The sequence below is a fragment of the Clostridium sp. MB05 genome (assembly GCF_046581255.1).
In the GTDB taxonomy this organism is placed as follows: Bacteria; Bacillota; Clostridia; order Clostridiales; family Clostridiaceae; genus Clostridium.
This window is the reverse complement of the sequence record NZ_CP174370.1, coordinates 3,218,839-3,243,626: the sequence shown is the minus strand read 5'-3', so window position 1 is coordinate 3,243,626 and position 24,788 is coordinate 3,218,839. Positions and strand designations below refer to the sequence as shown.

General features: G+C 26.9%; 28 protein-coding genes. 20 read left to right on the top strand and 8 right to left on the bottom strand.

The features are described from left to right. Both ACH36K_RS15185 and ACH36K_RS15180 read left to right on the top strand, forming a co-directional pair. Positions 1–471: a methylated-DNA--[protein]-cysteine S-methyltransferase gene (locus ACH36K_RS15185; RefSeq protein WP_411168448.1), complete on the top strand. Its 471-nt coding sequence runs from the start codon at positions 1–3 to the stop codon at positions 469–471. Between the two features lie 123 nt (positions 472–594). Further along, complete coding sequence (locus ACH36K_RS15180) at positions 595–1,005, top strand: hypothetical protein (RefSeq protein ID WP_411168447.1); 411 nt, start codon at positions 595–597, stop codon at positions 1,003–1,005. A 188-nt stretch (positions 1,006–1,193) separates the two neighbouring features. On the opposite strand, the gene ACH36K_RS15175 is transcribed toward ACH36K_RS15180, so the two are convergent. Beyond that, positions 1,194–2,414 carry an MFS transporter gene (locus tag ACH36K_RS15175; protein WP_411168446.1) on the bottom strand — a complete coding sequence of 407 codons (1,221 nt, stop codon included), beginning with the start codon at positions 2,412–2,414 and terminating at the stop codon, positions 1,194–1,196. Positions 2,415–2,564: 150 nt separating this feature from the next. Between ACH36K_RS15175 and ACH36K_RS15170 the strand changes: the two genes are divergently transcribed. The 4 genes from ACH36K_RS15170 to ACH36K_RS15155 all read left to right on the top strand — a co-directional run bounded on the left by ACH36K_RS15170 (position 2,565) and on the right by ACH36K_RS15155 (position 6,596). After that, on the top strand, positions 2,565–3,026 hold the full coding sequence (locus ACH36K_RS15170; RefSeq protein WP_411168445.1) for a helix-turn-helix domain-containing protein: 462 nt from the start codon (positions 2,565–2,567) through the stop codon (positions 3,024–3,026). Between the two features lie 555 nt (positions 3,027–3,581). Then, positions 3,582–4,925, top strand: coding sequence for a dicarboxylate/amino acid:cation symporter (locus ACH36K_RS15165; protein ID WP_411168444.1), 1,344 nt, complete (start codon positions 3,582–3,584; stop codon positions 4,923–4,925). A gap of 215 nt (positions 4,926–5,140) precedes the next feature. Next, positions 5,141–5,689, top strand: a complete 549-nt coding sequence (locus tag ACH36K_RS15160) for a hypothetical protein (protein ID WP_411168443.1) — start codon at positions 5,141–5,143, stop codon at positions 5,687–5,689. A gap of 364 nt (positions 5,690–6,053) precedes the next feature. After that, positions 6,054–6,596, top strand: coding sequence for a DUF4342 domain-containing protein (locus ACH36K_RS15155; RefSeq protein ID WP_411168442.1), 543 nt, complete (start codon positions 6,054–6,056; stop codon positions 6,594–6,596). Positions 6,597–7,255: 659 nt separating this feature from the next. Here ACH36K_RS15155 and ACH36K_RS15150 read toward each other — a convergent pair. The 3 genes from ACH36K_RS15150 to ACH36K_RS15140 all read right to left on the bottom strand — a co-directional run bounded on the left by ACH36K_RS15150 (position 7,256) and on the right by ACH36K_RS15140 (position 8,863). Beyond that, a complete protein-coding gene (locus tag ACH36K_RS15150; RefSeq protein WP_322545875.1) occupies positions 7,256–7,534 on the bottom strand; it encodes a DUF3953 domain-containing protein in 279 nt (92 codons plus the stop codon). A 236-nt stretch (positions 7,535–7,770) separates the two neighbouring features. Continuing rightward, complete coding sequence (locus ACH36K_RS15145; RefSeq protein WP_411168441.1) at positions 7,771–7,968, bottom strand: DUF4177 domain-containing protein; 198 nt, start codon at positions 7,966–7,968, stop codon at positions 7,771–7,773. A gap of 421 nt (positions 7,969–8,389) precedes the next feature. Continuing rightward, complete coding sequence (locus tag ACH36K_RS15140; protein WP_411168440.1) at positions 8,390–8,863, bottom strand: hypothetical protein; 474 nt, start codon at positions 8,861–8,863, stop codon at positions 8,390–8,392. A 291-nt stretch (positions 8,864–9,154) separates the two neighbouring features. Here ACH36K_RS15140 and ACH36K_RS15135 point away from each other — a divergent pair. Further along, positions 9,155–10,506 (top strand): IS3 family transposase gene (locus ACH36K_RS15135; protein ID WP_411167527.1). Its coding sequence is split into 2 segments (ribosomal slippage): positions 9,155–9,548 and positions 9,548–10,506, totalling 1,353 coding nucleotides; the frame shifts between segments, so codons are not numbered across the junction. A gap of 69 nt (positions 10,507–10,575) precedes the next feature. Here ACH36K_RS15135 and ACH36K_RS15130 read toward each other — a convergent pair. From ACH36K_RS15130 to ACH36K_RS15115, 4 genes are all read right to left on the bottom strand, one after another. Next, complete coding sequence (locus ACH36K_RS15130) at positions 10,576–10,764, bottom strand: hypothetical protein (RefSeq protein ID WP_411168439.1); 189 nt, start codon at positions 10,762–10,764, stop codon at positions 10,576–10,578. 266 nt (positions 10,765–11,030) lie between these two features. Then, positions 11,031–11,210 (bottom strand): hypothetical protein, encoded by a 180-nt coding sequence (locus ACH36K_RS15125; RefSeq protein ID WP_411168438.1) that lies wholly within the window; start codon positions 11,208–11,210, stop codon positions 11,031–11,033. A gap of 176 nt (positions 11,211–11,386) precedes the next feature. Continuing rightward, a complete protein-coding gene (locus ACH36K_RS15120) occupies positions 11,387–11,812 on the bottom strand; it encodes a selenium binding protein (RefSeq protein ID WP_411168437.1) in 426 nt (141 codons plus the stop codon). A gap of 366 nt (positions 11,813–12,178) precedes the next feature. Beyond that, positions 12,179–12,709 (bottom strand): VanZ family protein, encoded by a 531-nt coding sequence (locus ACH36K_RS15115; RefSeq protein ID WP_411168436.1) that lies wholly within the window; start codon positions 12,707–12,709, stop codon positions 12,179–12,181. 308 nt (positions 12,710–13,017) lie between these two features. Between ACH36K_RS15115 and ACH36K_RS15110 the strand changes: the two genes are divergently transcribed. The 13 genes from ACH36K_RS15110 (at position 13,018) to ACH36K_RS15050 (ending at position 24,779) form a co-directional block, all read left to right on the top strand. Continuing rightward, positions 13,018–13,557 (top strand): ubiquitin, encoded by a 540-nt coding sequence (locus ACH36K_RS15110; protein ID WP_411168435.1) that lies wholly within the window; start codon positions 13,018–13,020, stop codon positions 13,555–13,557. Next, positions 13,550–14,230 (top strand): response regulator transcription factor, encoded by a 681-nt coding sequence (locus ACH36K_RS15105; protein WP_411168434.1) that lies wholly within the window; start codon positions 13,550–13,552, stop codon positions 14,228–14,230. The genes ACH36K_RS15110 and ACH36K_RS15105 overlap by 8 nt, the downstream gene beginning before the upstream one ends. Then, positions 14,223–15,476 (top strand): sensor histidine kinase, encoded by a 1,254-nt coding sequence (locus ACH36K_RS15100; protein WP_411168433.1) that lies wholly within the window; start codon positions 14,223–14,225, stop codon positions 15,474–15,476. The genes ACH36K_RS15105 and ACH36K_RS15100 overlap by 8 nt, the downstream gene beginning before the upstream one ends. Positions 15,477–15,640: 164 nt before the next feature. Continuing rightward, positions 15,641–16,384 (top strand): hypothetical protein, encoded by a 744-nt coding sequence (locus ACH36K_RS15095; protein WP_411168432.1) that lies wholly within the window; start codon positions 15,641–15,643, stop codon positions 16,382–16,384. 206 nt (positions 16,385–16,590) lie between these two features. Next, positions 16,591–17,652, top strand: coding sequence for an AEC family transporter (locus ACH36K_RS15090; protein WP_411168431.1), 1,062 nt, complete (start codon positions 16,591–16,593; stop codon positions 17,650–17,652). Positions 17,653–17,676: 24 nt separating this feature from the next. After that, positions 17,677–18,675, top strand: coding sequence for a 2-hydroxyacid dehydrogenase (locus tag ACH36K_RS15085; protein ID WP_411168430.1), 999 nt, complete (start codon positions 17,677–17,679; stop codon positions 18,673–18,675). A gap of 85 nt (positions 18,676–18,760) precedes the next feature. Next, positions 18,761–20,314 carry an ATP-binding protein gene (locus ACH36K_RS15080; RefSeq protein WP_411168429.1) on the top strand — a complete coding sequence of 518 codons (1,554 nt, stop codon included), beginning with the start codon at positions 18,761–18,763 and terminating at the stop codon, positions 20,312–20,314. Positions 20,315–20,318: 4 nt separating this feature from the next. Then, complete coding sequence (locus ACH36K_RS15075; RefSeq protein ID WP_411168428.1) at positions 20,319–20,993, top strand: response regulator; 675 nt, start codon at positions 20,319–20,321, stop codon at positions 20,991–20,993. 98 nt (positions 20,994–21,091) lie between these two features. Beyond that, on the top strand, positions 21,092–21,265 hold the full coding sequence (locus ACH36K_RS15070) for a hypothetical protein (protein ID WP_411168427.1): 174 nt from the start codon (positions 21,092–21,094) through the stop codon (positions 21,263–21,265). A gap of 518 nt (positions 21,266–21,783) precedes the next feature. Beyond that, positions 21,784–22,167 carry a VOC family protein gene (locus ACH36K_RS15065; protein WP_411168426.1) on the top strand — a complete coding sequence of 128 codons (384 nt, stop codon included), beginning with the start codon at positions 21,784–21,786 and terminating at the stop codon, positions 22,165–22,167. Positions 22,168–22,561: 394 nt separating this feature from the next. After that, entirely contained in the window at positions 22,562–23,677 is a 1,116-nt protein-coding gene (locus ACH36K_RS15060; RefSeq protein WP_411168425.1) for a cysteine desulfurase family protein, read from the top strand. A 12-nt stretch (positions 23,678–23,689) separates the two neighbouring features. Continuing rightward, positions 23,690–24,010, top strand: a complete 321-nt coding sequence (locus tag ACH36K_RS15055) for a DsrE family protein (protein WP_411168424.1) — start codon at positions 23,690–23,692, stop codon at positions 24,008–24,010. A gap of 316 nt (positions 24,011–24,326) precedes the next feature. Beyond that, complete coding sequence (locus tag ACH36K_RS15050; protein ID WP_411168423.1) at positions 24,327–24,779, top strand: DUF2975 domain-containing protein; 453 nt, start codon at positions 24,327–24,329, stop codon at positions 24,777–24,779. Positions 24,780–24,788 lie beyond the last annotated feature (9 nt).

Here is a 24,788-nt window from a genome sequence, read left to right as displayed (position 1 = left end):
ATGGATTATGCGATTTACGATACGCATTTTGGAACAGTGAAAATTGGCTATACAGATAAATTTATTATCCATCTGGATTTAGAAACGCATGAAAATACAAATAATAGAGGAACTACTTCAAAATTGAGTGATTTAGCTTATTCGCAGCTTACAGAATATTTTGAGGGACAACGAAAAGTATTTGATTTTCCATATAAGATGCAGGGCACTGATTTTCAAAAGAAAGTATGGAAAGCACTCTGTGATATTCCTTATGGGGAAACAAGAAGTTATAAAGACATTGCAATTGTAGTAGGAAATCCAAAGGCAAGTAGAGCGGTAGGTATGGCAAATAATAGGAATCGCCTGCTTTTTGTGGTACCATGTCACAGAGTGATTGGAGCCAATGGATCATTAGTAGGCTATGCAGGTGGATTAGAGATGAAAACAACATTATTAGAACTAGAAAGGAAGTATAAAGATAAATTATAAACCAAGTAATTTAGATTAGATTAAGAAATCATTTTCTTTTCAGACAGAGAATTTTAAGAAGTGAAACATAAGTTTTTCAAAGAAAGAGTACATTGATTATACCGTAAAATGTATGGAATAAAAATGATGAAAGAAGAGGAAATATTTGATGGCACATGGGGAGAGATGTATAAGATTCTAAATTTAAATGATGCATTGATGAATATTTCAAGTTTATTGGAAGCGAGATTGAAGGAATCTAAATTTTATAAATTGACTGCTAAATATACAATAGTGACGGAATTAGGAAGTGCCACGTTAGAAATAGATGATGGTGTAATTAAAGTAACTAATGGAATAGGATTAGAAGTTAAAATTCCTATAAATGTGCTTACTTCAGTTTATACAGGTTATAAATCTATTGAGTGTTTTAAAGATAAGATACAATATTTTAACAATGATACGGAGGCAGTATTTAAGGTTTTATTTCCTGAAGGCTATCCGTATATATGGACATTAGATATAAATGATAGTTTGAATGAAATTACATATTAGTAATTTCTCTCTTTGCAGTGGATTTTAAAGGGCACGCTTCGCCTCCACAGTGAAACCCTCGACTAATTTGATTAGTCAAGGGTTTTTACCGTCTATTAGAGTATATGAAAAAATATAAAGAACTGGTTAAATAAATTTTGTAAGCTGCTTGAAATCACTGCTCCAGAAGATAAAACACTCTACTGCAACTAATTACAATCTTGTACAATATAGTCTCTTTTAGAAAGTTTAATCATCATAAGACTTGCTATTATAGCCAAAATGCTTCCGAAAATAAAGGTTGCAGAAATATTAATATATTGCCATATAAGTCCCGCTAAGAAGCTTGCAGGAAAAGCCATTATTCCAATTGCACCATTATATAATCCATAGGCAGTTCCTCTCTTGCTAGAAGGAACTATATCTGCTATAAAGGCTTTAGAAACACCACCTGTACAGCCATAGTATATGCCGTACAATACATATAAAATAAATATATGAGTGCTATTCTTAGCAAAAGCAAATCCTAGATATATCAGCGAATATATAACCCAGCCAATGATAATTAGCTTTTTTCTGCCAATCTTATCAGAAAGACTACCAGATATAAATGATACCACAGAAGTAACAAAGTTAAACATTGCCAACATTATAAAGATATTAAAGATAGACATTCCAAGTGATTGTGCCCTTAAAATTAGAAAAGCGTCACTTGAGTTTCCTAAAGTAAAAATAAGTAATATAACCAAAAAGTAAATAAATGACTTATCAAAATCTTTCAGTCTAAAAGATGGCATTATTGTACTCTTACCTTCAGGTTTTTTAACATCCTTAATAAATAAAATTATTAAAAGCACAGAAAACAATGCAGGAATTGTAGATATAAATACTAACTTTTTATAAATATTAGCTGTCATAGTTCCAATACCTTTACTTGTTAGATAAAGCAATAATGAAGCACCTAAAAGTCCAAGAACAGCACCTAATTGGTCAGCAGCTCTATTGAATCCAAATGATTTACCCCTATTTATTTTAGAGGAAGATTCAGATATTAAAGCGTCTTTGGGTGAAGTTCTTATTCCTTTACCAACTCTATCCATAAATCTGATTATGAGTACGAAAAACCATGAATTTGCAAAGTATAGTAATGGCTTAGATAAAGTTGATAGTCCATATCCAATAGTCACAAGATTTTTTCGCTTTCCTATCTTATCAGATATATAACCTGAAAATATTTTGAGTAAAGTAGCTGTAGTATCTGCAATACCTTCTATAAGTCCTATGATTGATGTTTTAACACCTAGTACATTTGCAAGAAAAAGTGGTAATGTTCTTACAGTTATCTCACTGCTAAAGTCATTTAACATGCTTACAAATCCAAATACAAAAGCATTTTTGCTTAAATCAAGATATTTCTTTTCTTTTCTCATTATTAACACCTCCAAAGTAATTATATAATATTATGCAGCTAAAATAAATTATATGTATATTAGAATCAATTATTAATACATTAAATTCACTTAGTTTACATGATGGGTTTCGTGGGGTATAATATTATTAAAACTAAAGGAGGAAGATATATGGAAAATGAAATTCTAACTCTTGAACAAGCTTGTGGATTTTTAAATGTTAGTGAGAGAACAATGATTAAATTACTAAGGGAAGAACATTTACCAGCTAGAAAAATAGGAAGAGAGTGGAGATTTAGCAGAAAGGCATTAATAGATTGGATTGCTTCTGGAGACTCTGTTCGTTATACCAGTCAGGATGAAACATATGCAGTTTATGAAGATAAAGTTGGAAATTACAAAGATATTATAAATGATATTTGTATCGAAGCTTCTAAGCTACAAGAGAATAATAATATAAAAGCATTAATAAAAGATTTAGATTCAAATATAAACATACCTGATGATGTTAAATTAAGTATTAGTTATAAACAAAAAAGGGATGTAGAAAAATTGGAGTTTAAAATATTTTGGCCCTTAAGAGATGAAGTCAAAATAATTACAAAAAATAAATCAAAAAATGTAAGTGATTAAAATGCAAAAAGCCTACGTTATAACTTTTATTAGAAAAGGAAAATTATAATTGCAAAGGCTACTGCAACTGGTGAAGAAGCAATAGAAGTATTAGAGAGATATAACTGTAATATTGTAGGTTCTATTATATAGTTAGAAAGACAGAGAAAAGTAGACAATAACGAAATTACTATAATAAGTCAGAGTAAGGTTTTGTAATATATAAGAAATATTTAGAAAATTTAAACTTATTTATAAGTAAACAAAATAGCTTCTACAATGATTGACAAGCATTATATTGAATGGTAGTATAAGAAAAAATCCCTTTAAATTGATTCGAGAAATCAGCAAGGAAGTTATAGTATACTTATAAATTTTATCTTTTTAATTGTGTGTAAAATACAATAAAAAGCAAATGAGAGAGTTATCATAGCCTTCCTTATTAGGAAGGCTTTTTTACTTAGATAAATAAAAGTAAAAATAGAATAATAAGAAAGTTATAAGTTAAGTATATTAAACCTTATGTAGTTGTTTAGGTCTCACAAATAGGGAAATAACTAATTAGGAGAAGGTAACATGAAAGTAAACAACAATAACAGAGTAGCTGTAAAAATGGCAATTGCTTTAGTCTTAGGGTTAGTAGTAGGTATAGGATGCTTATTACTAAGAGAAAATCTAATTGCAAATGGAAATGCAGATATTTGGAGAAAGATAAATAGTATTTTATTCCAAGATATATCAGCAGAAGGGGCAACAAGTGCTTTAGGTATATTTTATATTATAGGTCAGCTATTTGTTAACTCACTTCAACTTATAATTGTACCAATGGTATTTACTTCTATAGCATTAGCTATGTGTAAAATAAGTGATACTAAGAAGCTTGGACGTATTTCCTTTAAAACTATATTAGGTTTTTTAATAACATCATTTTTTGCATTAGCATTAGCTGGAGTAATAGGGTTTACAATTAAAAACTTAGGTTTATTTGCAGCTAATGTAGAAAATGTTGCAGCAAAAGCAGGTGTAGCAAGTTCTACAAATCCATTACTTGTAATAGTAAATGTAATACCTAATAATATTTTATCTGTTTTCTCAAAGAATAGTGAAGTACTAGCAGTAGTATTTATAGCAGTAGTAACAGGATTATGTATTAACAATTTAGGTGATAAGATAAAAGTGCTAAAGACTGTATTAGAAGAAGTTAATTCTATTATTACTGTATTTTTAACTTTTGTAATAACTAAATTTGGACCAATAGCAATATTTGTTCTTATAACAAGAACTTTTGCAATATATGGTGTAGATAATTTAAAACCGGCTTTAGTGTATGTAGTAGTTACAATAGTTACTTTATTATTATTCTTAATATTTGGATATGCAATATTTGTAGCTATAGGGGCTAGACTTAACCCAATTAAATTTGTAAAGAAAATAGGTAAGGTTGCTTTATTCGGATTCTCAACTTCATCTTCAGCAGCAACATTGCCTTTAAATACAAAAACTACAACCGAAGAACTAGGTGTTGATAAGGATATAGCTTCATTTATATTACCACTTGGAATGACTGTTAATATGAATGGTACTGCTATAATGCAAGTTATTGCAACTATATTTATAGCATCATCAGCAGGTTATAATGTAACAATAGGAAACATAATTATTATTGCATTAATAGCCTTAATAGCATCAGTTGGTACTCCAGCTGCGCCAGGAGCAGGAGCTATAATACTTTTCACAGTATTATCAGGAATGGGATATAACAATGAGGGAGCAATACTCGCTTATTCATTAATACTTGCTATAAATAGACCAATAGAAATGCTTGTTACATCTTTAAATGTAGTAGGAGATGCAGCAACAAGTGTTGTAGTTGCAAAATCTGAAGGTATGTTAGATGAAGAAATTTATAACGCTAATTAAATTATCAAATTTTATATATGAATGAAATAAATGCACACCATTACTTCAAAGAGTAATGGTGTGCATTTTAATGTTATAAGCATATATAGTAGTTTATAGGATCTTCTAAAAAAGGGTATTTATTTACTTACTATATTTAGTAACATAATGATTAATGTGAAATATAATATATTATACTATATTATAAATTAAAAAGAGTAAGGAGGTAACTCAATATGTCAGATTATTGTTATTTAGATAAAGAATCACAAGAGTTTAAATCATTAATATTCAATGCAGGAACAATTAATGACGCTGAAGAGAGTATCCCTGATACTGTACCACTTGGAAGCGCTAATTCTAGTATTAGAATATTGGGATGGCTTTTACCTCAAGGTGATACAGATGAGTATTCATTAACTTTTAGTGTGCCAAAAGATGCTCGTAATAGACATCAAAAAGCTAAAGTATTTGTTCATTTGTTAACTGATAATTCAAATACACCAAATGGAAATAGGTTTGCAATTAGACTTTCATCATTGTTCGCTAGAGCTAATGGTGTAGTAAATGCAGCTAATATAATGGTTAATAATAGTGGTAATATTCCAATTCAAAACTCACCAGGCAATTTTCAATATAATCATTATGTTTTAGAGTTCGACTTAGATGATATTATTAGAGCAGAAGATTTTGCATTGTTGAGCGTTGCTCGTATTGCAGTTAATAATGATTTTGCTGGTGCATTACTTTTAACTAGTATAGAGTTTAGATATTTAAGTAACTAATTATAAAAATTAATTGAAAATAAGATCAGCTAATCAATGTTAAGTAAAATATTAAAAAATATTTTATTAAAAATTTTGCATGACAAATAAATTCCTCAAACTTCAAAAGATAAATTAAAAAAAATTTACGGATGGTTATTGCAAATTAGTAGTGACCATCCTTTTTGCATAAAATAGTGATAAAGGATAATATTAAATTTAGTTATCGTAGGATTTATAGATTTAGAAAATTAGTCATTAAATATTATCTTTACTAAATAGTAAATTTTAATCTAATTTTAATCTTTCTTATATTTTAGATTAATCTTCTAAAAGTATTATATAACCATGATGAATGATTAACAAATACATGGAGGGAAATCAAATGGAAAGAAACGAAATGATTGAAATTATAATTGCAAAGGCTAATGTAACTCGTGAAGAAGCAATAGAAGTATTAGAAAAGTGTAACTGGGATATTGTAGATTCTATTATATATTTAGAGAGAAGTGGAAAAGTAGAAAATAATGAAACTACTACAATAATTGAAGTCAAAGAGAAAGAACAAAAGCAAGATAAAAAGGAAAATAGTAAAAAGAGTGAAGAAAGATATGGTGGAATTGGAGAAATTATTGGTAGAGTATTTAAATTTATAGGTAAGTTTATAAAAAAAGCAAATAATAACTATTTTGAGATTAAAAAAGAAAATGAAAAGCCAATAAGAGTATCATTAACAATATCAATACTTTTATTAATATTCTTATCTGTACCAACTATAGTATTATTAGTAATTGGATTATTCTGTGGATATAGATACTCATTAGGTGGATCTAACATTAATTATGATGGAGTAAATAATGTTTTTGAAAAGGCATCAGAATCAGCAGATACTATTAAAAATGATTTTAAGGAAGGTTATGAAAAATAATAAATTGTTAATTAAAAAATGCCGTATATTCTTTTTGAATAATACGGTATTTTTATTAATTTTATGTTCGTAATATATTAAAATTATTGCTCATTTTTTAAAATTTCTATAAAAGTATTTCTAAAACATATATCTCTAAACGAAATTATAATTCCTATAATAAAGCCAATTATAATGTCATTAACATTAATAACCAACAAAAAGAACATTACAATAAATGTAGATATGAAAATAATTAATTTAAATTCATCTTTCTTCTTTTTATTCAAAGTATCGGTTTTACTTTGAATTTGTTTAAATAATCCAAGCTTACTGCAGTTTAGCCAATAGAACAAATAACTAAATATTAGCAGAGATAAAGAACATGACATTATAGCTAGTACCACTTTCATTGCTCCTTTTTTATATTTATATAATTCGAAAAATAATACAATTCCGAGTTAATTATAACATATTTTTACAATGCCGTACTATTCAATTTTCAAAGAACATATTTTATATAGAGTGGATTACTTATGTAGGCTACTCATTTATTTAAATTGCGAACTAAAAATACCGCATATTCACTTTGAATAATACGGTATTTTTAATAATTTAATATTCATTTATACTTCATAATATATTAAAGTTGTTCATCAAAGCAACTCTACAAAGTGACTTTATCTAATTACAAATATAAAAATTGCAACTAAAAAAATAAATATCGCAGCACATAAACTAAATATAGCAACTACTTTATTTTTTTTCCAATTCTGAATGGCTTGGATCAAAATTAGCACACCCAGCAATGGTTCAAATACATTTATTGCAGTTTTCCAGATAACTAAAATCTGCATACACGCCAATATTATTATGCTTATGGAACAAATAATACCCAGTACAGATAGAACTTTCTCATTTGTTTGTTTTTGATTCCATATATTTCTGATATTTTCCATTATACCTCCTATATATTCATATTTCCTATTAACAATTTAATACTATCACGAATTAATTGTAACATATTTTTCCAATACCGTACTATTCAATTTTCAAGGAACATATTTTATATAGAGTGGATTACTTATGTAGTGCACTCATTTTTTTGAATTGCGAATTAAAAAATACCGCATATTAATTTTGAATAATACGGTACTTCCATAAATTAAATATTTAATTTTATTTTCATTATACTTTAAGATTGTTCATCATCACTCTTTTCAAATATCAAATCAAAGGTTTTAGGTTGACCATTATTTGCACCGAATGATGTAGGTATAGAATTTATATATTTCCAACCTTCTTTAGCGTACTTATCAATTAATTCTCTATGGTTTTCATCTGAAAACATTCCTTTAGTTTTAGCCTCAACATATAAATACTTAAATCTCATATCTATCCCTCCAATATTTTCATTTTCTAAAGCGAACAATTTAATACTATTATAAGTCAATTATACCACATTTAACCAATACCGTACTATTCAACTTTCAAACAACATTTTTATTAATTACTTCGCCATTATTATATTTCACCATTTAAAATTACTAAATGAAGAATTAAGGAAGAAATTCTTAGGGAATTTTTAAAGTTAGGCTCTGTTTTAAAACATGTTTATATATGTCCACTTTTTTGAAGTTATATAAAGTCATGATTAAGTGGAAAATTAATAATTTTTCACTTCAATAATTACTTTTTATAATATTTGAATTGCGAACTAAAAAATACCGCGTATTCATTTTTGAATAACACGGTATTTTTATCAATTTACTTTATAATTTTATCTTCGTCATAGTTAATATTACTCTTATCTTTTAAGGTAAAGGTGAGCCTATTACTGTATGTTTTCTAACTAAGTATAACAATTCTTCTGTTGCTTCATTATCTAATGGATTATCCTTTACCTTTTTTATTAAAGGATTTAAAATATTTAAATCATTTTCATCTAATACTTCCTGAATATTAGTTCTATTAGATATATTATCATTTAATATCCTTAAAGTTTCATGTAATAATTTATTTTTACTATAATAAGATGTTGAATTATATATTGCATATGATTGGCCTATTGCAGAAGATAAAGCAGCCATGTCAACAATTTCATCATGTCTCTTTTCTTCAATAGATTCTATACTGTTATAAATCATGACTAATGTATACCTAAATTCATTATCATTTCTTTCAGTAAGTTTCTTATAATTAGTTATTTTAATAAATTGATAAAAGTTTGTTAATATTAATAGCACCATAAAAGCTACAATCAAACGCTTTTTATTAATTATGTTCATAATATCTCCCTACATATTGATAAATTTTATTTCACTTTTTAATATAATACTATTATAACTAATTTGACCATAATTTTACATGTGTTTTAATACCGTATTATTCAATTTTCAAAGAACATATTTTATATAGAGTGGATTACTTATGTAGTCCACTCATTTATTTGAATTGCAAACTAAAAAAATACCGCATATTCTTTTTGTAAAATGTACCCTATAAGATAGACAACTAAAAAATGTCTATTTTATAGGTTTTTTTATGTATAATAAAACATAACGATAGGAGTGGATTAGATGAGTAGCAAGTTATTTACGAAGGAAGAAATAGAATTATTAGCTAATAATAAATATGTAAAGAGTGTCAGTGAAAGATCAATTACTTACACGAATGAATTTAGACGTATTTTTATATCAGAATACGAAAAAGGAAAATTCCCACGAAAGATATTTGAAGAATATGGTTTTGTAATAAGCATATTAGGAGTTGGACGAGTTGAGTCAATAAGTAAGAGATGGCGTGCTGCATATAAGAAAAATGGTATACATGGATTAGATGATTCAAGAAAAGGTAAGTCAGGAAAAATTATTGATAAAGAATTTTCTATAGAAGAAAAATATGAACGTCTTAAAGCGCAAAACAATCTACTTAAGGCTGAGAATGAATTACTAAAAAAGCTCGATATGATGGAAAGGAGGATGAGAAAAAAGAAATAGTTTTATTAGCAAAAGAAAAATTTATTCTTATTAAATCAGTAATTAAAAGATATAAACTAAAAAATATGACTAGTTATTTATGTGCATTAGTTGGTGTGTCACGTTCGGGGTATTATAATTATTTTTCATCAAAATCCGAATGCTTGCGTAGCAAGCGCAACGATAAGGACCTAGAGATTAAAAATGTAGTTTTAGCTGCATTTAATTTTAAAAATCGTAAAAAAGGTGCCAGGCAAATAAAAATGACATTGGAAGGCGAATATGGAATTGTATATAATCTAAAACGTATTCGTAGAATTATGAAAAAATATAATATTGTTTGTCCTCATAGAAAAGCAAATCCATATAGGAGAATGGTAAAAGCAACCAGAGAACATAAAGTCTTACCAAATCTACTTAATAGAAATTTCAAACAAAATATTCCGGGTAAAGTACTACTTACTGATATCACTTATTTATTCTATAAAGATAGGAGTAAAAAGGCTTATTTGTCGACCATTAAAGATGCATCTACTAATGAAATATTAGCCTACAACGTATCTGAAAGCCTTACTTTAGATATAGTTATAGATACTCTTACTAATCTAAAAAAATCAGAACGTGTAAAAATTCATAATGAAGCTTTTATTCACTCAGATCAAGGTGCACATTACACAAGTCCCAAATTTCAAAAGCTAGTAAAAGATTGCGGCTTGGGTCAATCTATGTCTAGGCGCGGTAACTGTTGGGACAACGCGCCGCAGGAATCGTTCTTCGGACATTTTAAAGATGAGGTCAACATAAAGCCGTGTCAAACTTTAGAAGATCTTAGAAATGAGATAGACCAATATATGACTTATTATAATGAATATAGATATCAATGGAACTTAAAGAAGATGACTCCTGTTCAATACAGAAATCATCTTCTTAACTTAGTACGGTCTTTTTCATAATGTCCTTTACAAGGGATACATTTTATTGAATAATGCGGTATTTTTTATTTAATGATTTCTTTTTTTTATTTATTTATTATCATTTATTGATTCAATAATTAATAAAGTACAAGTAAACATAGTAAATATTATACCAATTCCAAAAATAAATAAAGTTACAAAAACTTCATTTCCATTACAAAAAGATAAAAGAATACAAAGTATAGTAGTAACAGCAGAAGTATATAATAAAGATTTTCCTAATAATTTAAAACTCATAAGTTCCTCCAAATACCATATATAGTTACATTGATATTAAATAATTAATTAAATTAACTAATAATATAATACAATTATATACTATTTGTCTATATATTTACATTCTAATTATAATACCATATTATTCAATTTTCAAAGAACATATTTTATATAGAGTGTATTACTTATGTAGTCTACTAATAATTTATAATTTCGAATAAAAAATACCGCATATTCTTTTTTGAATAATACGGTGTTTTTATAAATTTAATAGCATTATATGTAAATCACTTCTTATCTACTTTATTAATTACATATTCAGCAACTCCCCATATATTAATACAAATAACTATGGTTCCTACCAAGATAAAACCTTGTGCATCTGTTGCTCTTAAAATATTTTGTAATAATATAAATAATCCAAATGATATTATTCCCATCAAAATTGGCATTGTCTTATTCTTCATAATCCCCTCTCTTTTATTCACTAAATTAATAAACAATCATTTATATAACAATTATACACTAATCAACCATAAGGTTACATATATAACTTAATACCGTATATTCATTTTTGAATAATACGGTATTTTAATATAATATTTACATTTTTACTTCTAAATAATTTAGTTAAAACAATTAATTAATATCCTCTAAATTCATGAAGAGCAGCACTTAATTCTTCACTTAATTTAATAAATTCCTCTAAATCTTTCTCTGTAATAACATATTGTTTATTGTGTTTATCTTTTGTTGCTAACTTCTGTTCTCCATCTTTATCTGTAATTTGGAAGCTATGAATAATTCTATTTCTCTTACAAATAAGTTCCTCAAACTTTCTTGAAATTTTTGTATTCGAATTCTTTGTTATAGTTTCTTTTATTGGAGAGAGTAATTCCCCAGAAGTTTTGTCAATTAAATCACTCCAATTATACGATGACCCTTTGTCGTTCCTTAAGATATTCTCTATAATAAAGGCATTATTGGAATTAAAAACGCAAATTGCACTTCCTAATAGTTCTCTATAATATTTTGATGGTAATGACTGACTTGTATAACTTTCGTACATTTTAACCTCCTTAATAGAAAAATATGAATTGTTGATTTTGTGATATTAAAATCCACATTGAATTAATACAATTAATTACTATTATTGATAAATTATAACATATTTCCCCGATACCGTACTATTCAATTTTCAAAGAACATATTTTATATAGAGTGGATTACTTATGTAGTGCACTCATTTTTTTGAATTGCGAACTAAAAAATACCATATATTCACTTTGAATAATACGGTATTTTTAATAATTTAATATTCATTTATACTTCATAGTATTTTTAAAAATGCGTGCTAATTATATACCAACTTCATATAACTTCTATACATTGGAATTTAACTTTTATTTATAGTTCACTAGTAGTATGTAAAGTATCAATGTCTAAATATCCATAAGTTGTTTATCATTAGTAATAATAACAATAAAATCATTAATATAGTTCCTATTATCGCAATTATATTTATGAATTTTTGTGCCTTACCACTATTTTTGAATACTTTTTCAATTCCTTTATATATCATTAATCCAATTATTCCACCTAAAGTATTATTAATTATGTCTGTAATATCAGAAGCCCCAACATTCAAAATAAATTGGAATATTTCACATATTAAACTAATTGAGAAAAATAAGAAAAGTTTTTTTCCAATAATCCATCTTTTAAATAAAATTCCTGAATATATACCAAGCGGTACAAAAATCACTACATTCATAATGATTTCACTAAAAGCAATTTTACCATTTAAGATTAAAGGTTCACTAAACGGAATTAAGTTTATACTTCTCATATTTCTCAAAGAAGGTAATCGTACATTAAATTTAAATACTATAATCCAAAATAATGCAATTAAATAAATTATAAATAATACATTAGTTAACTTGTTTGTTTTATTATTATCTTTCATATTGTTCCTCCAATATTTTTGCAAATTCATGTTTATCGATAAGATTATAAATAACTGCTAGTTTGCATTTTTTTAAATTATGAGTAATTATAGCATATTTTATAAATACGATGTTATTCAATTTTAAAAGAACATATTTTCTTAATTAGTTCGTAATTAGTTCGTAATAATTTCAAACAGTTTATTAGATTTTTATTTGTAGAATTACTTTATAATTTATTAAGAATTTAATATACTTATGGCAAGTAAAATAGTAAAATTTAAATAATGTATTTTATTTTTTATGCCATAGATATGGAGGTCTATTTATGGAGAAGCTTAAGTTAGTAGATAAATTGAGGGAAAAAACAAATATAAGCTATGAAGAAGCTAAAACAGTTTTAGAGAATAATAATTGGGATATATTGGATGCTTTATTATATTTAGAAGAGAGTGGAAGGGTGAGAAAACCTTCTGTTAGTATCTTTAATACTAATGAAACAAAGTATAGTGAGGAAAGCAAAGAAGTTAGGAATAGTGAAGGGAACAAGCACAAAAATAACAAAAGCTTTCAAGGGATTTTTGAGAGTATATGTAAGTTTATAGATACATGTAATAATATTTTCTTAGAAATAAAGAAGAAGGACAAAGTATTTTTAAGAGTGCCACTTACAGTAGTTGCTATACTTTCATTTTTTATGTTTTGGATTATTATACCTTTAATTGTTATTGGATTATTTTTTGATATAGAATTTTATGTGTATTCAAATAGAGTTAATACAAGTAAGGTTAATAAGGTATTAAGTGAGATTTCAGAGAATGTAAAAGTCATAAAAGAAAAATTTAAAAAGGTGAGTAAGAATGATTAAGATTTTAATAGTTGAAGATGAAGAAAAATTATCAAGATTCATTGAACTTGAGTTAAAACATGAAGGTTATGAAATAGTAAAAGCAAATAATGGGAGAACAGGTCTTGAAATTGCAGAAAAAGGTGAGGTGGATTTAGTTCTTCTTGATATAATGCTTCCAGAAATTAATGGTCTTGAAGTATTAAGAAGGCTTAGAAGGACTTCTGACATCCCAGTTATAATGCTTACTGCAAGAGATGCAGTTATGGATAAGGTATCAGGTCTTGATGCAGGAGCAGATGATTATATAACTAAGCCATTTGCAATAGAAGAGTTACTTGCAAGGATAAGAACAGCACTTAAAAAGAGAATAGTTACAGCAAAAAAGGATGAAGACATAATAAGGTGTGGATTATTGTCATTAGATAAAATGAGACATAAAGTAATGTATGATAGTACAGAGATAGAACTTACTAATAGAGAGTTTAATTTGTTAAAAATATTAATGGAAAACAAGAATATAGTCTTAACTAGAGATACACTTATGGAAAAGGTATGTGGGTATGATTATATTGGAGAAACAAATGTTATAGATGTTTATGTAAGATATTTAAGAACAAAAATAGATGATGTTTTTAATGTAAAAATAATAACTACAGTTCGTGGTGTGGGGTACGTAATTAAAGATGAGTAGAAAAAATAAAACAAAAAATGTTACATCTATTGCAATAAAACTAAATTCTGTTTTTGTAAGAGAGTTATTTCTAAAGTTTCTTATTATTGATATATGTATAATTGCTGGGCTTATTGGAGTTTGGTGTATTGAAAGTGAACTAAGCTTTTATGGGGAAATTGTGAAAAATGCTCAAAGATCCTTTGAGTTTTATCCTATAGAAACAGCAACTTATAAAGTTATTTGGGATAATGGAAAAGTAATGATAAAAGAAGCTAGCACTTTTCTTAATCTTCTTATAAAAGTAATTGCTGCTATTGGAATAATAGAATTAATAATGCTATTAAATCAAATGATATTTGGTACTGCAAAAAATAGAAGGATTTTAAAACCACTTAATGAAATAGCAGAAGCTGCAAGCAGGCTTAGTGATATAGCTTTTGATGAACAAAAATTTCAAAGTCTTGAGGACGCTATATCTAAGATTAGTCCTGTTACATCTGATGAAAGAATTCATATTGGAGATAGCGATCTTCAGGGGCTTGAGGAAGCAATTAATAACTTATTAGATAGAATGAGAGATTCTTATAGACAGCAAGCAAGATTTGTTTCAGATGCATCACATGAGCTTAGAACTCCTATATCTGTAATTCAAGGTTATGCTAATATGTTAGATCGTTGGGGAAAAGATGATGAGGAAGTATTAGAGGAATCTATTGCAGCAATAAAAAGTGAATCAGAAAATATGAAAAACTTAATAGAGCAGTTATTATTTTTAGCTAGAGGTATTAATGGTAAAACTCAACTTAAGGTTATAGAATTTTCACTTAATGATATGATGAAAGAAGTTTTGGAAGAATCTAAGATGATAGATAAAGATCACATATATAGATATGTAGATTCAGAAAATATAAATGTTTATGGGGATATAGCTTTACTTAAACAAACAGCTAGGATATTAATAGAAAATGCAGCAAAGTACACAGAGAAAGGTGAAGATATAATACTAAGAACAGGAAAAAATGATAAAAATAAGCCTTATTTCTCTATTCAAGATAATGGAATAGGAATGGATGAAAAGGATGTATCACATATATTTGAACGCTTTTTTAGAGCTGATACTGCAAGAGTTAGAAAAAATGGTGGTACAGGACTAGGACTTTCTATTGCTAAGTGGATTATTGATAGTCATAAGGGCTATTTTAGTGTTTTAAGTAGGAAAGAAATAGGTACAAGAATAACTGTTTTTCTGCCTGAAAGACAGTAGAGTTGGAAGAACTTTAAATTTATCAAACATTAATTAATATTAAGTAGATAAGAAAAAATAAGGTTGATATAATGTATAGGGGCTCTATATAGAAATAGATAAGGATGAATTTATAATATAGCATGATTTAAAATGGGAAATATGTGAAATGAGGGCACTGATATATGATATATAAATTAATATGCTGTGGGGTAGAAAATGAAATTATATTTGATAATCTAAGAGACGGAGTACAATTTATAAATAATTCTGATTTAAAAAATGAAATTCTAAATAGAAATTGTTATAAAATTGGTAATGATAGAATAGAGATTATTAAATTAAATTCAGAAATTAATAATATTGCTAGCTTTGAATTTATAAATTACAATGAAGGTAGGGTATTATTGGTATTAAGTGAAATTAATGATGATAATATATTAAAATTAAATGAGTTATTTAAAAATAAGAATGTAATTATATTAGCTATAAGAAAAAAAATATCATTAGATATATATAAATTAAATTTAGAAATTATAAGTAAATTAATAATACTAAAACAATCTTATTTTAATAATAAAATAGATGTAGAGTTTATTTTATTACCTTTACTTAATAACTACGATAAAAATAAACTTATAGGTAATGCTAAAGAACGATACTTAATTTTAGGTTGTGAATATGGAGAAAATGCCTTAGGTAAAATAGTTTTAAATATATTAAAATCTTGTAATGATATACATAGATATAAAAATTTAGCTTTGAATTTATACCCTAATAAAGAATTTGATTTGCAAGAATTAACATATATAGAAGATCCGTTAAGAGAATATATGGAAGAAGATGCAAAATTGATTATTAAACAAATAACAAACAATAATATGGATGGCAAAGTATATTTTTCAATGCTAATAAATTATAAGAATTGATAAATCCGCTGAAATCCCTGTGTATAATACCTTTGAAAAGGTATTATACACAGGGATTTTTATATTAAAAAAATAAAGTTAAATAAAAATATTACTTAAATAAGTTAAATAATTATTAATTAATTTAAAAAAATTGAAAAGAAATATCGAAAATTGTACTATAAATTTGAGAGTGTTAAAAAAAAAACAATGATGGAGGAAGAAGAATGTTAGAAATTATTAAAAATACTTTAACTAATAATGAAATTTTAGGCGCAATATTTTCATCAGTATCAATAATACTTTTAGGTTTTTATTTAAGAAAAAAAGAAATATTAAATGGACAAGCATCAAAAACTATATCTAAGCTTGTTTTGACAGTTTCATTACCTGCTTTAGCATTTACTTCATTTATGAAGGATATAAATGGTGAGGAGTTACATCAAGGTATAAGTATTTTAATATGGGGATTTGTAATTTACATATTATTAATACCAATTACTAAATTTATGTATTCAAGAGTTAAAGGAGATAAACAGGATGTATATAGAGTACTTACTATATTTGGATCTACTACATTCTTTGGAACTCCAATAGTTACTGCGGTTTATGGTGCAGTTGGAGCTATGTACTCAAATATATTTAACATAGCTTACAGAGTGTTCTTATATTCATATGCATTTATAAAAATGTCTGGAGCTAAAATGGATAAAGAAAACTTTAAGAAAAATATGAAGGAAGTATTCTTAAATCCAATTATATTAGCTACATTCTTAGGATTATTTATATGGTTATTCCAAGATAAATTACCTCAAGTTACAATAGCAGTTAAAGATGGAACTGCAAGTTATGGGTTCTTAAGATTAGACAAAACATTACCTTGGTTCTATAAAGCACTTGATTATTTAAGTAAGTTAGCATCACCACTTTCATGGATATGTATAGGTGCTACTTTAGCAGAAATACCAATGAAAAAAGCTATAGTACAAAAAGATGCTTGGGCATACAGTTTAATAAAAGTAATGCTAATACCAGTTATAAACTTTGTGTTATTGTTAGCTGTAAATAAATTAGGAATATTACCAGTTTCATTTGAAGGAATGGCTACAACAGTAATAATGATGGCAGCCCCAACTGCAACAGTTGCAGCATCATATGCTATAAGTTTTGATAAAGAATCAGTGTTTGCATCAAACTGTTCGTTAATATCAACAGCAGTAGCTGTATTCGCTATGCCGGTGTGGATAATTATATTAGAAGTTATAAAAAATCTAGGATTATTTATGTAGATATAATATAAGGAGGATTAGATTATGATGAAAATAGTTTGTTATGGAGTTAGAGAGACAGAGGTTCCTTTCTTCAATGAGATAAATAAAAATTACGGATACGATTTAAAATTAGTTACTTTAGGTCTTAATCATGAAAATGTAGCTGAAGCAATTGGAGCTGAAGCTATAATGGTTAGAGGAAATTGCAAGGCTGATAGAAAAAACTTAGAGTTATTAAAAGCTAATGGATTACAAATAGTTTTAACAAGAACTGTTGGATTTGACCATGTTGACTTAGAAGCTGTTAAGGATTTAGGATTAAAAGCAGCTAGAGTTCCTGGATATTCGCCAAATGCTATAGGTGAATTAGCACTATCCCATGCAATGATGTTATTAAGACATACTGCATATACAGTAAATAGAACAAGAGAAAAGAATTTCTTAGTTGATGGATTTATGTTCAGTAAGGAAATTAGGAATTGTACAGTAGCAGTACTTGGAGCTGGTAAAATAGGTTTAACTACAGCTAAATTATTCAAAGGGTTAGGCGCTAGAGTAATAGCTTACGATGTATTCCAAAGTGATGCAGCTAAAGAAGTAGTAGAATTTATGGAACTAGATGAAGTTTTAGCACAAGCAGATGTTATATCAGTTCATATGCCATATATAAAAGGTGTAAATTATCATATTATAAATGATGAATTTATATCAAAAATGAAGGATGGAGCTATACTAGTTAATACTGCAAGAGGAGAACTTCAAGATATAGACGCAGTAATCAGAGGAGTTGAATCTGGAAAACTAGGAGGATTTGCTACTGATGTATTAGAAGGAGAATCAGAAGTGTTCTTTAAGAATTTAAATGGACAAGAATTAGAAAATTCATCATATGAGAAGTTAGTTGATTTATACCCAAGAGTATTGATAACTCCACATATAGGTTCATATACAGACGAAGCTTTAACTAATATGATAGAAATATCATATGAAAATGCAAAAGACTTCTCAACAAAAGGAACTTGTAAAAATAATATAGCATAAATAATATAAAAAGCGTATTATTGAGGTAGATATCTTAATAATATGCTTTTTATATTAAGAAAACAATAGTTAGTTGGTGATCTTTATGAGAAAAAAATTGAAATTTGAGCATAAAATAATTTTATCCTCAATAGTTATTGCATTTATACCTCTTATATTATCATATATTATATTTATTAATGAGAAGATATCGTATATAGATGATGTTATAAAGTCAAATTTAAAACATGTAGGATTTACCATAGGTCAAAGTGAATTAATTCAGAATAAACTTTATAATAAAGAAAATGATGGGCAAGTACAAGAATATACAAAAAAATTCATTTCTAACTTTAATGATGCAGATATAATTGTAGTTTCTGATATGAATGGAGAAAAGTATTCTCATTTAGATGAAACTCAAATAGGACAAATATATGTTGGGGATGATAAGGAAGAAGTTTTAAAAGAAGGAACAAGTTATTTCTCTTTAAAGGAAGGTTCGATGGGAGTCACATTAAGGTGGTTTGAGCCAATCATGTATAATGGAGAACAAGTGGGATTTGTTATGGTAGGTAAATACTATAAAGATATCACTGGAATAAATCAAATAATAAAAGTAAGATATTTACTTTTATTTATATTTACATTATCTATTTCGATAATGGCATCAAAGTTATTTGGGAGAAGCGTAAAGAAAGAAATTTTAAATATGGAGCCATATGAAATAGCAACATTATATAATCAAAAAAAGATTATAATAAATAGCGTAAAAGATGGTATTATAGCTTTAAATAAAAATAACGAAATTACAGAAATAAATAAAAATTGTTATAGGTTATTTGATGACTTTGATTCTCATAAGGTTATAGAAAAACTTAAAACTTACATAGACCATAGAGAAGCTTTTGAGATGAAAGAATTTATTATACAAGGTAAAAAAGTTTTTGTAACAATTAATCCAATTATACAATCATCAGATTATTTAGGAATGGTTATTACCTTAACTGATAAAGATGATATAAGAAAAGTTGCAAAAGAAATAACTGGAGTAGATGAAATTATAAAAAACTTAAGAGCTAATATTCATGAATTTAGAAATAACCTACATGTTATATTAGGATTAATGAAAATAGATGAATATGAAGAAGCAAGAAAATATATACTAAATATACAACGTATACAGGAAGCTAATTCAAATAAATTTTCCAGTATAAAAGATTCATATATAAGAGGTTTATTGTTAAGTAGAGAATTGGTAGCTAGAGAAAGAAAAGTAGATATGGTTCTTACTGAAGATTCATTTTTATATGCAAAGCATGACTTTATAAATTCATATGATTTAGTTACTATTTTAGGGAACTTAATAGAAAATTCCTTAGATGCTTGTTCAATAAGTCAAACTAAAATAAAAAGAGTTGAAATTGATTTATTTGAAGATGATAGAAAAATTAGAATTATGGTGAAAGATAATGGGAAAGCCATAGACAAAGATATAAAGAATGATATTTTTAAAGAAGGAGTATCTTCAAAAGGAAAAGATAGAGGAATAGGTCTTAATTTAGTAAAAAATAGAGTAGAACTTTATAATGGAATTATAAATATTAAAGAGCTTGAAGAAGAAAAGATATTTACAATAACTATTTATAAGGGGGATTAGGAAGATGGTAAAGGCGCTAATAGTAGAAGATGATCCAATGGTAGCATTAATAAATAGAAAATATCTAGAAAAAATAGGAAATATAAAGGTATATGGACCAGTAATTAGTGAAGAAGAAATAATAGAATTATTGAAAAAAGAAACAATAGATTTAATTTTTCTAGATGTATTTTTGCCACAAAAAAGTGGAATAGAAATATTAAAGTCTTTGAGAACCAAAGAATATTTAGTTGATATTATCATGGTTACTGCAGCAAATAGTATAGAAGATCTAGAGAGAGCTTTTTCATATGGTATTATAGATTATCTTGTTAAACCATTTGAATTTGAAAGATTTGAAGAAGCATTTAATAAATTCAAATTGAAGTATGAAGTATTCAATAGATCAGGCAATTTAACTCAAAAAGAGATTGACTCTATGCATGGTAAAAGCACTTGTCGACAAAGTACAGAACTTCCAAAAGGATTAAATACAAGAACTCTTGAAAGAATAGAAGAATTTTTAAAAGATAATTCAAATAGAATATGGACACTAAGGGAAATTGCGAGAGAGCTAAATGTTAGTAATGTGACTATAAAAAAATATATGGATTATTTAGAGAGCATAGATAAAATATGTGTGAAGATAACATGCGGTAATGTTGGAAGACCAGAGTTAAAATATAGCATTGTAGAATAAATTAGAATTTATTAAATATAAAATTATAAGTACTTATAGTATAATAATTATAAAAGTATAAAATACATTAAGAATTATTATATTAGGAGGATTGCATTATGGAATATGGTAAATATAAGTACTTGGGATTTCTAGGATTATTATCGTTGATAGGACTTAAGGGATTTATAACTTCTAATTATTTATGGTTTATTACGTTTTTAAATTATGGATGGTTTACTTTTTTCTATGAAGATAGTTTAGTTTATAAATTAAAATTAGGAAATAGATAAAAATAAAGATTTATTATTAAAATTTGATAAACGTAATATTTAATACAGACAATAAATTTACGAATGAAAAATCGTAAAGGTCATATATCTCCTCCACCATGAAAACCCTCAACAATACAGAAATGTATTGTCGAGGGTTTATTTATTTTTTCTATTTTACAAGGACCTCACGAAACGTTAGCCCCTTGTAAACCCTTAATTTTACTAGGTTTATCAAGAAAATTATTAAATAAAAAATTTCTATATACTATTTAAATATGCAGAAAACTATAATTTTTAAAAATTTCTAATAAAAACTTATTATTAATAATAAATGCAATAAAATTTATAACAATTTGTAATACTATAGAAATGAGTGTATCAAGAGGTAGAAATGAGAAAATATTTTTAGGATTAACAAAGGAGAACCGTATCACAAGTAAGTGATAGCTATTAACAATAGTATTTTATTAAAATTGGTTATATTATATAATATTACTAATATATAATATTTTTCAATAGATAAGGAAGTGTTTTTTATGATTAACATATTAGGTCAAGTTATGGTTTATGTAAATAATCAAGATGAAGCAGTAAAATTCTGGACAGAGAAAGTAGGTTTTACTGTAATTTCTGAAGAAGATAATGGTGAAGGAATGAGATGGATTGAGATTGCGCCTCAAAAGAGTTCGCAAACAACTATTGTGCTTCACAATAAAGAAGTAATTGCTAAAATGGGAACAGGAATAAATTTAGAAACACCATCTTTATTATTTTATACAGAAGATATAGAAACATTACATGTTAAGTTATCTAATAACAATGTTCTTGTAGGAGAAATAATATCTATGCCTTTTGGTAAAACTTTTAATTTTGCAGATAATGAACAAAATTATTTTGCAGTAGCTGAAAGAAATAAATAAATTTTTTAGCCTTAGGCATTGAAATAAAATGCCTAAGGCTATTTTTATGAGTAAAAGTACATAAATTCTAATTAAGTATGATAATATTAAAGAATAAATGATATTCATCGGCTATTTGTTTGAATTTTATTACCATATACTCGGAATAATAATTTAAATATTTTCGCAAATAACTAGATGAGAAAATATCTAAAGAAAAAGTAGATTGAGACAATTAAAGGTTTTGATAAAACTTGGCTTTTCAGAAATAGAAGAATAAAAAAGTCACTCCTATAAAATTTACGTTTACACATACTGATAAGAATAAGAATACAATTGCTAAAAAGGCTGGTAATTAAATTTATAGATAACACGTAGTAATACCATTAAAGAAATTTATAGAAAGGATGATTATATGATTTATTTAGATTATAATGCCACAACACCTATAGATAAGGATGTTGCTGAAGCCATGCTACCATATATTTATGGAAACTATGGGAATCCATCTAGCAATCATGAGCTAGGCACTACTGCCAAAAAGGCTGTTGAAATGGCAAGGATACAAGTTGCAGAATTAATAAATTGTTCACCAGAAGAAATAATCTTCACAAGTGGAGGAAGTGAATCAAATAATATGGTTATCAAAGGAGTATCTCATATATTAAAGAATAAAGGAAATCATATTATAACATCACAAGTAGAGCATCCAGCAGTACTTAACCCATGTCATTATCTTGAGAAATTAGGATATGAAATAAGTTACTTAACAGTTGATAAATATGGAATAGTTAATCTTTCAGAACTTGAAAGTTTGATTACGGATAAGACTATACTTGTTACAGTTATGCATTCTAATAATGAAACAGGTGCTCTTCAGCCAATAGAGGAGATTTCTAAAATATGCCGAAAGCACAAGGTTTTATTACACACAGATGCTTCACAATCATTAGGAAAAGTACCTGTTGATGTTACTACCCTAGGAGTAGATTTTCTAACTATTGCAGGACACAAGCTATACGCACCGAAGGGGATTGGTGCATTGTACATCAAGAAAGGTATTAATATAGAGCCACTAATTCATGGCGCAGGTCATGAGAGTGGAAGACGTGCAGGAACTGAAAATATTATTTTTGATGTTGCACTTGGAAAAGCATGTGAAATTGCAAAGAATGAACTAAAAAATAATCAAGTGAAACTATTAACCGATTATTTTTATCAGCAGCTTAAAGAAAAATTTGGTGAAAGAATACAATTAAATGGGCATCTGGAAAAGAAGCTTCCTAATACGCTAAATATTAGCTTTTTAGGCCTTAATGGACATGAGGTTTTAGGTAAGATAAATAATATTCTAGCTTCTACAGGATCAGCTTGCCATTCTGGTAACACTTCAATATCACCTGTGTTAAAGGCAATGGGAGTTTCGGAAGAGGTAGGACGTGGAGCCGTACGTTTTAGTCTTGGTAGATATACAACTAAAGATGAAATTGATTCTGTTATTGATCAAATCAATAAAACTTTAAATTATTAAGGAGGAATAAAAATGAAACTTGGAGTTATTATTGAAACTAAGGAATTTGAAAAAGCGTGGAATGCATTTAGATTTGCAGTAACTGCAAAGAAGAGTGGCCACGAAGTAAAAGTGTTTTTAATGGGAGAAGCTGTAGAGTGTGAAACACTTACCCATGAAAAATTTAATGTAGCGGAACAAGTTAGAGAATTTAGTGAAGTTGGAGGAGAGATTTTAGCATGTGGAACTTGTTTAAAATCTAGAAATATGAATGAAACTAAAGTTTGTCCTATCTCAACAATGATTGACTGTGTAGAAATGGTTGAATGGGCTGATAAGACTGTGACATTTTAAATTCAGCACTATAACTTTTTAAAATTTCTAATAAAAACTTGTTATTAATAATAAATACAATAAAATTCATAAGCATTTATTATAAGAGATGGCATTGGAAACCCACCACAATACTGATACAAGTATTGTGGTGGGCTATTTTAGTTTATAGATATTTTAAGAAGGCTTAATATTTATAATACTATAGTAATTGATATATAGTTTGAGTATATGAAATAAATCAATAAATATACAATTAAAATCAATAAAAATTGATTGATAAACGATAAAAACTATGTTATCTTATACATAGAAATTGAAAATGAGGTGCTTTTATATGAAACGATGTTCAACAATTTTCTTAAAGATAGCTGTTATTCTTATTGGGATTCCAGTTCTTGCCCTGTGTATATTTTGGGCTCCAGGATTTGCAGGTTATTTGCCATATCCTATTTTAATTGGTGTGTATGCAACTGCAATATCGTTTTTCTTTGCTCTGTATCAGGCTTTAAAACTTTTAATCTATATTGACAAGAACAAAGCTTTCTCGGAATTATCTGTAAATGCTTTAAAGTATATAAAATACTGTGCAATCACAATCAGCGTTATATATGTAGGACTTACACCATTCTTATATCCCATAGCAGATGCAGACGATGCCCCAGGTCTCGTAGCATTCCCAATCATAATTATTTTTGCATCTTCTGTGGTTGCAGTTTTTTCTGCTGTTCTTCAAAGGCTTTTACAAGATGCTATTGATATAAAGTCAGAAAATGATTTAACAGTGTGAGGTGAATAA

Bases quoted from the DNA above. Each gene is read 5' to 3' on its own strand.
- ACH36K_RS15185 (WP_411168448.1), top strand. From the start codon at position 1: ATGGATTATGCGATTTACGATACGCATTTTGGAACAGTGAAAATTGGC.
- ACH36K_RS15180 (WP_411168447.1), top strand. From the start codon at position 595: ATGATGAAAGAAGAGGAAATATTTGATGGCACATGGGGAGAGATGTAT.
- ACH36K_RS15175 (WP_411168446.1), bottom strand. From the start codon at position 2,414: ATGAGAAAAGAAAAGAAATATCTTGATTTAAGCAAAAATGCTTTTGTA.
- ACH36K_RS15170 (WP_411168445.1), top strand. From the start codon at position 2,565: ATGGAAAATGAAATTCTAACTCTTGAACAAGCTTGTGGATTTTTAAAT.
- ACH36K_RS15165 (WP_411168444.1), top strand. From the start codon at position 3,582: ATGAAAGTAAACAACAATAACAGAGTAGCTGTAAAAATGGCAATTGCT.
- ACH36K_RS15160 (WP_411168443.1), top strand. From the start codon at position 5,141: ATGTCAGATTATTGTTATTTAGATAAAGAATCACAAGAGTTTAAATCA.
- ACH36K_RS15155 (WP_411168442.1), top strand. From the start codon at position 6,054: ATGGAAAGAAACGAAATGATTGAAATTATAATTGCAAAGGCTAATGTA.
- ACH36K_RS15150 (WP_322545875.1), bottom strand. From the start codon at position 7,534: ATGGAAAATATCAGAAATATATGGAATCAAAAACAAACAAATGAGAAA.
- ACH36K_RS15145 (WP_411168441.1), bottom strand. From the start codon at position 7,968: ATGAGATTTAAGTATTTATATGTTGAGGCTAAAACTAAAGGAATGTTT.
- ACH36K_RS15140 (WP_411168440.1), bottom strand. From the start codon at position 8,863: ATGAACATAATTAATAAAAAGCGTTTGATTGTAGCTTTTATGGTGCTA.
- ACH36K_RS15130 (WP_411168439.1), bottom strand. From the start codon at position 10,764: ATGAGTTTTAAATTATTAGGAAAATCTTTATTATATACTTCTGCTGTT.
- ACH36K_RS15125 (WP_411168438.1), bottom strand. From the start codon at position 11,210: ATGAAGAATAAGACAATGCCAATTTTGATGGGAATAATATCATTTGGA.
- ACH36K_RS15120 (WP_411168437.1), bottom strand. From the start codon at position 11,812: ATGTACGAAAGTTATACAAGTCAGTCATTACCATCAAAATATTATAGA.
- ACH36K_RS15115 (WP_411168436.1), bottom strand. From the start codon at position 12,709: ATGAAAGATAATAATAAAACAAACAAGTTAACTAATGTATTATTTATA.
- ACH36K_RS15110 (WP_411168435.1), top strand. From the start codon at position 13,018: ATGGAGAAGCTTAAGTTAGTAGATAAATTGAGGGAAAAAACAAATATA.
- ACH36K_RS15105 (WP_411168434.1), top strand. From the start codon at position 13,550: ATGATTAAGATTTTAATAGTTGAAGATGAAGAAAAATTATCAAGATTC.
- ACH36K_RS15100 (WP_411168433.1), top strand. From the start codon at position 14,223: ATGAGTAGAAAAAATAAAACAAAAAATGTTACATCTATTGCAATAAAA.
- ACH36K_RS15095 (WP_411168432.1), top strand. From the start codon at position 15,641: ATGATATATAAATTAATATGCTGTGGGGTAGAAAATGAAATTATATTT.
- ACH36K_RS15090 (WP_411168431.1), top strand. From the start codon at position 16,591: ATGTTAGAAATTATTAAAAATACTTTAACTAATAATGAAATTTTAGGC.
- ACH36K_RS15085 (WP_411168430.1), top strand. From the start codon at position 17,677: ATGATGAAAATAGTTTGTTATGGAGTTAGAGAGACAGAGGTTCCTTTC.
- ACH36K_RS15080 (WP_411168429.1), top strand. From the start codon at position 18,761: ATGAGAAAAAAATTGAAATTTGAGCATAAAATAATTTTATCCTCAATA.
- ACH36K_RS15075 (WP_411168428.1), top strand. From the start codon at position 20,319: ATGGTAAAGGCGCTAATAGTAGAAGATGATCCAATGGTAGCATTAATA.
- ACH36K_RS15070 (WP_411168427.1), top strand. From the start codon at position 21,092: ATGGAATATGGTAAATATAAGTACTTGGGATTTCTAGGATTATTATCG.
- ACH36K_RS15065 (WP_411168426.1), top strand. From the start codon at position 21,784: ATGATTAACATATTAGGTCAAGTTATGGTTTATGTAAATAATCAAGAT.
- ACH36K_RS15060 (WP_411168425.1), top strand. From the start codon at position 22,562: ATGATTTATTTAGATTATAATGCCACAACACCTATAGATAAGGATGTT.
- ACH36K_RS15055 (WP_411168424.1), top strand. From the start codon at position 23,690: ATGAAACTTGGAGTTATTATTGAAACTAAGGAATTTGAAAAAGCGTGG.
- ACH36K_RS15050 (WP_411168423.1), top strand. From the start codon at position 24,327: ATGAAACGATGTTCAACAATTTTCTTAAAGATAGCTGTTATTCTTATT.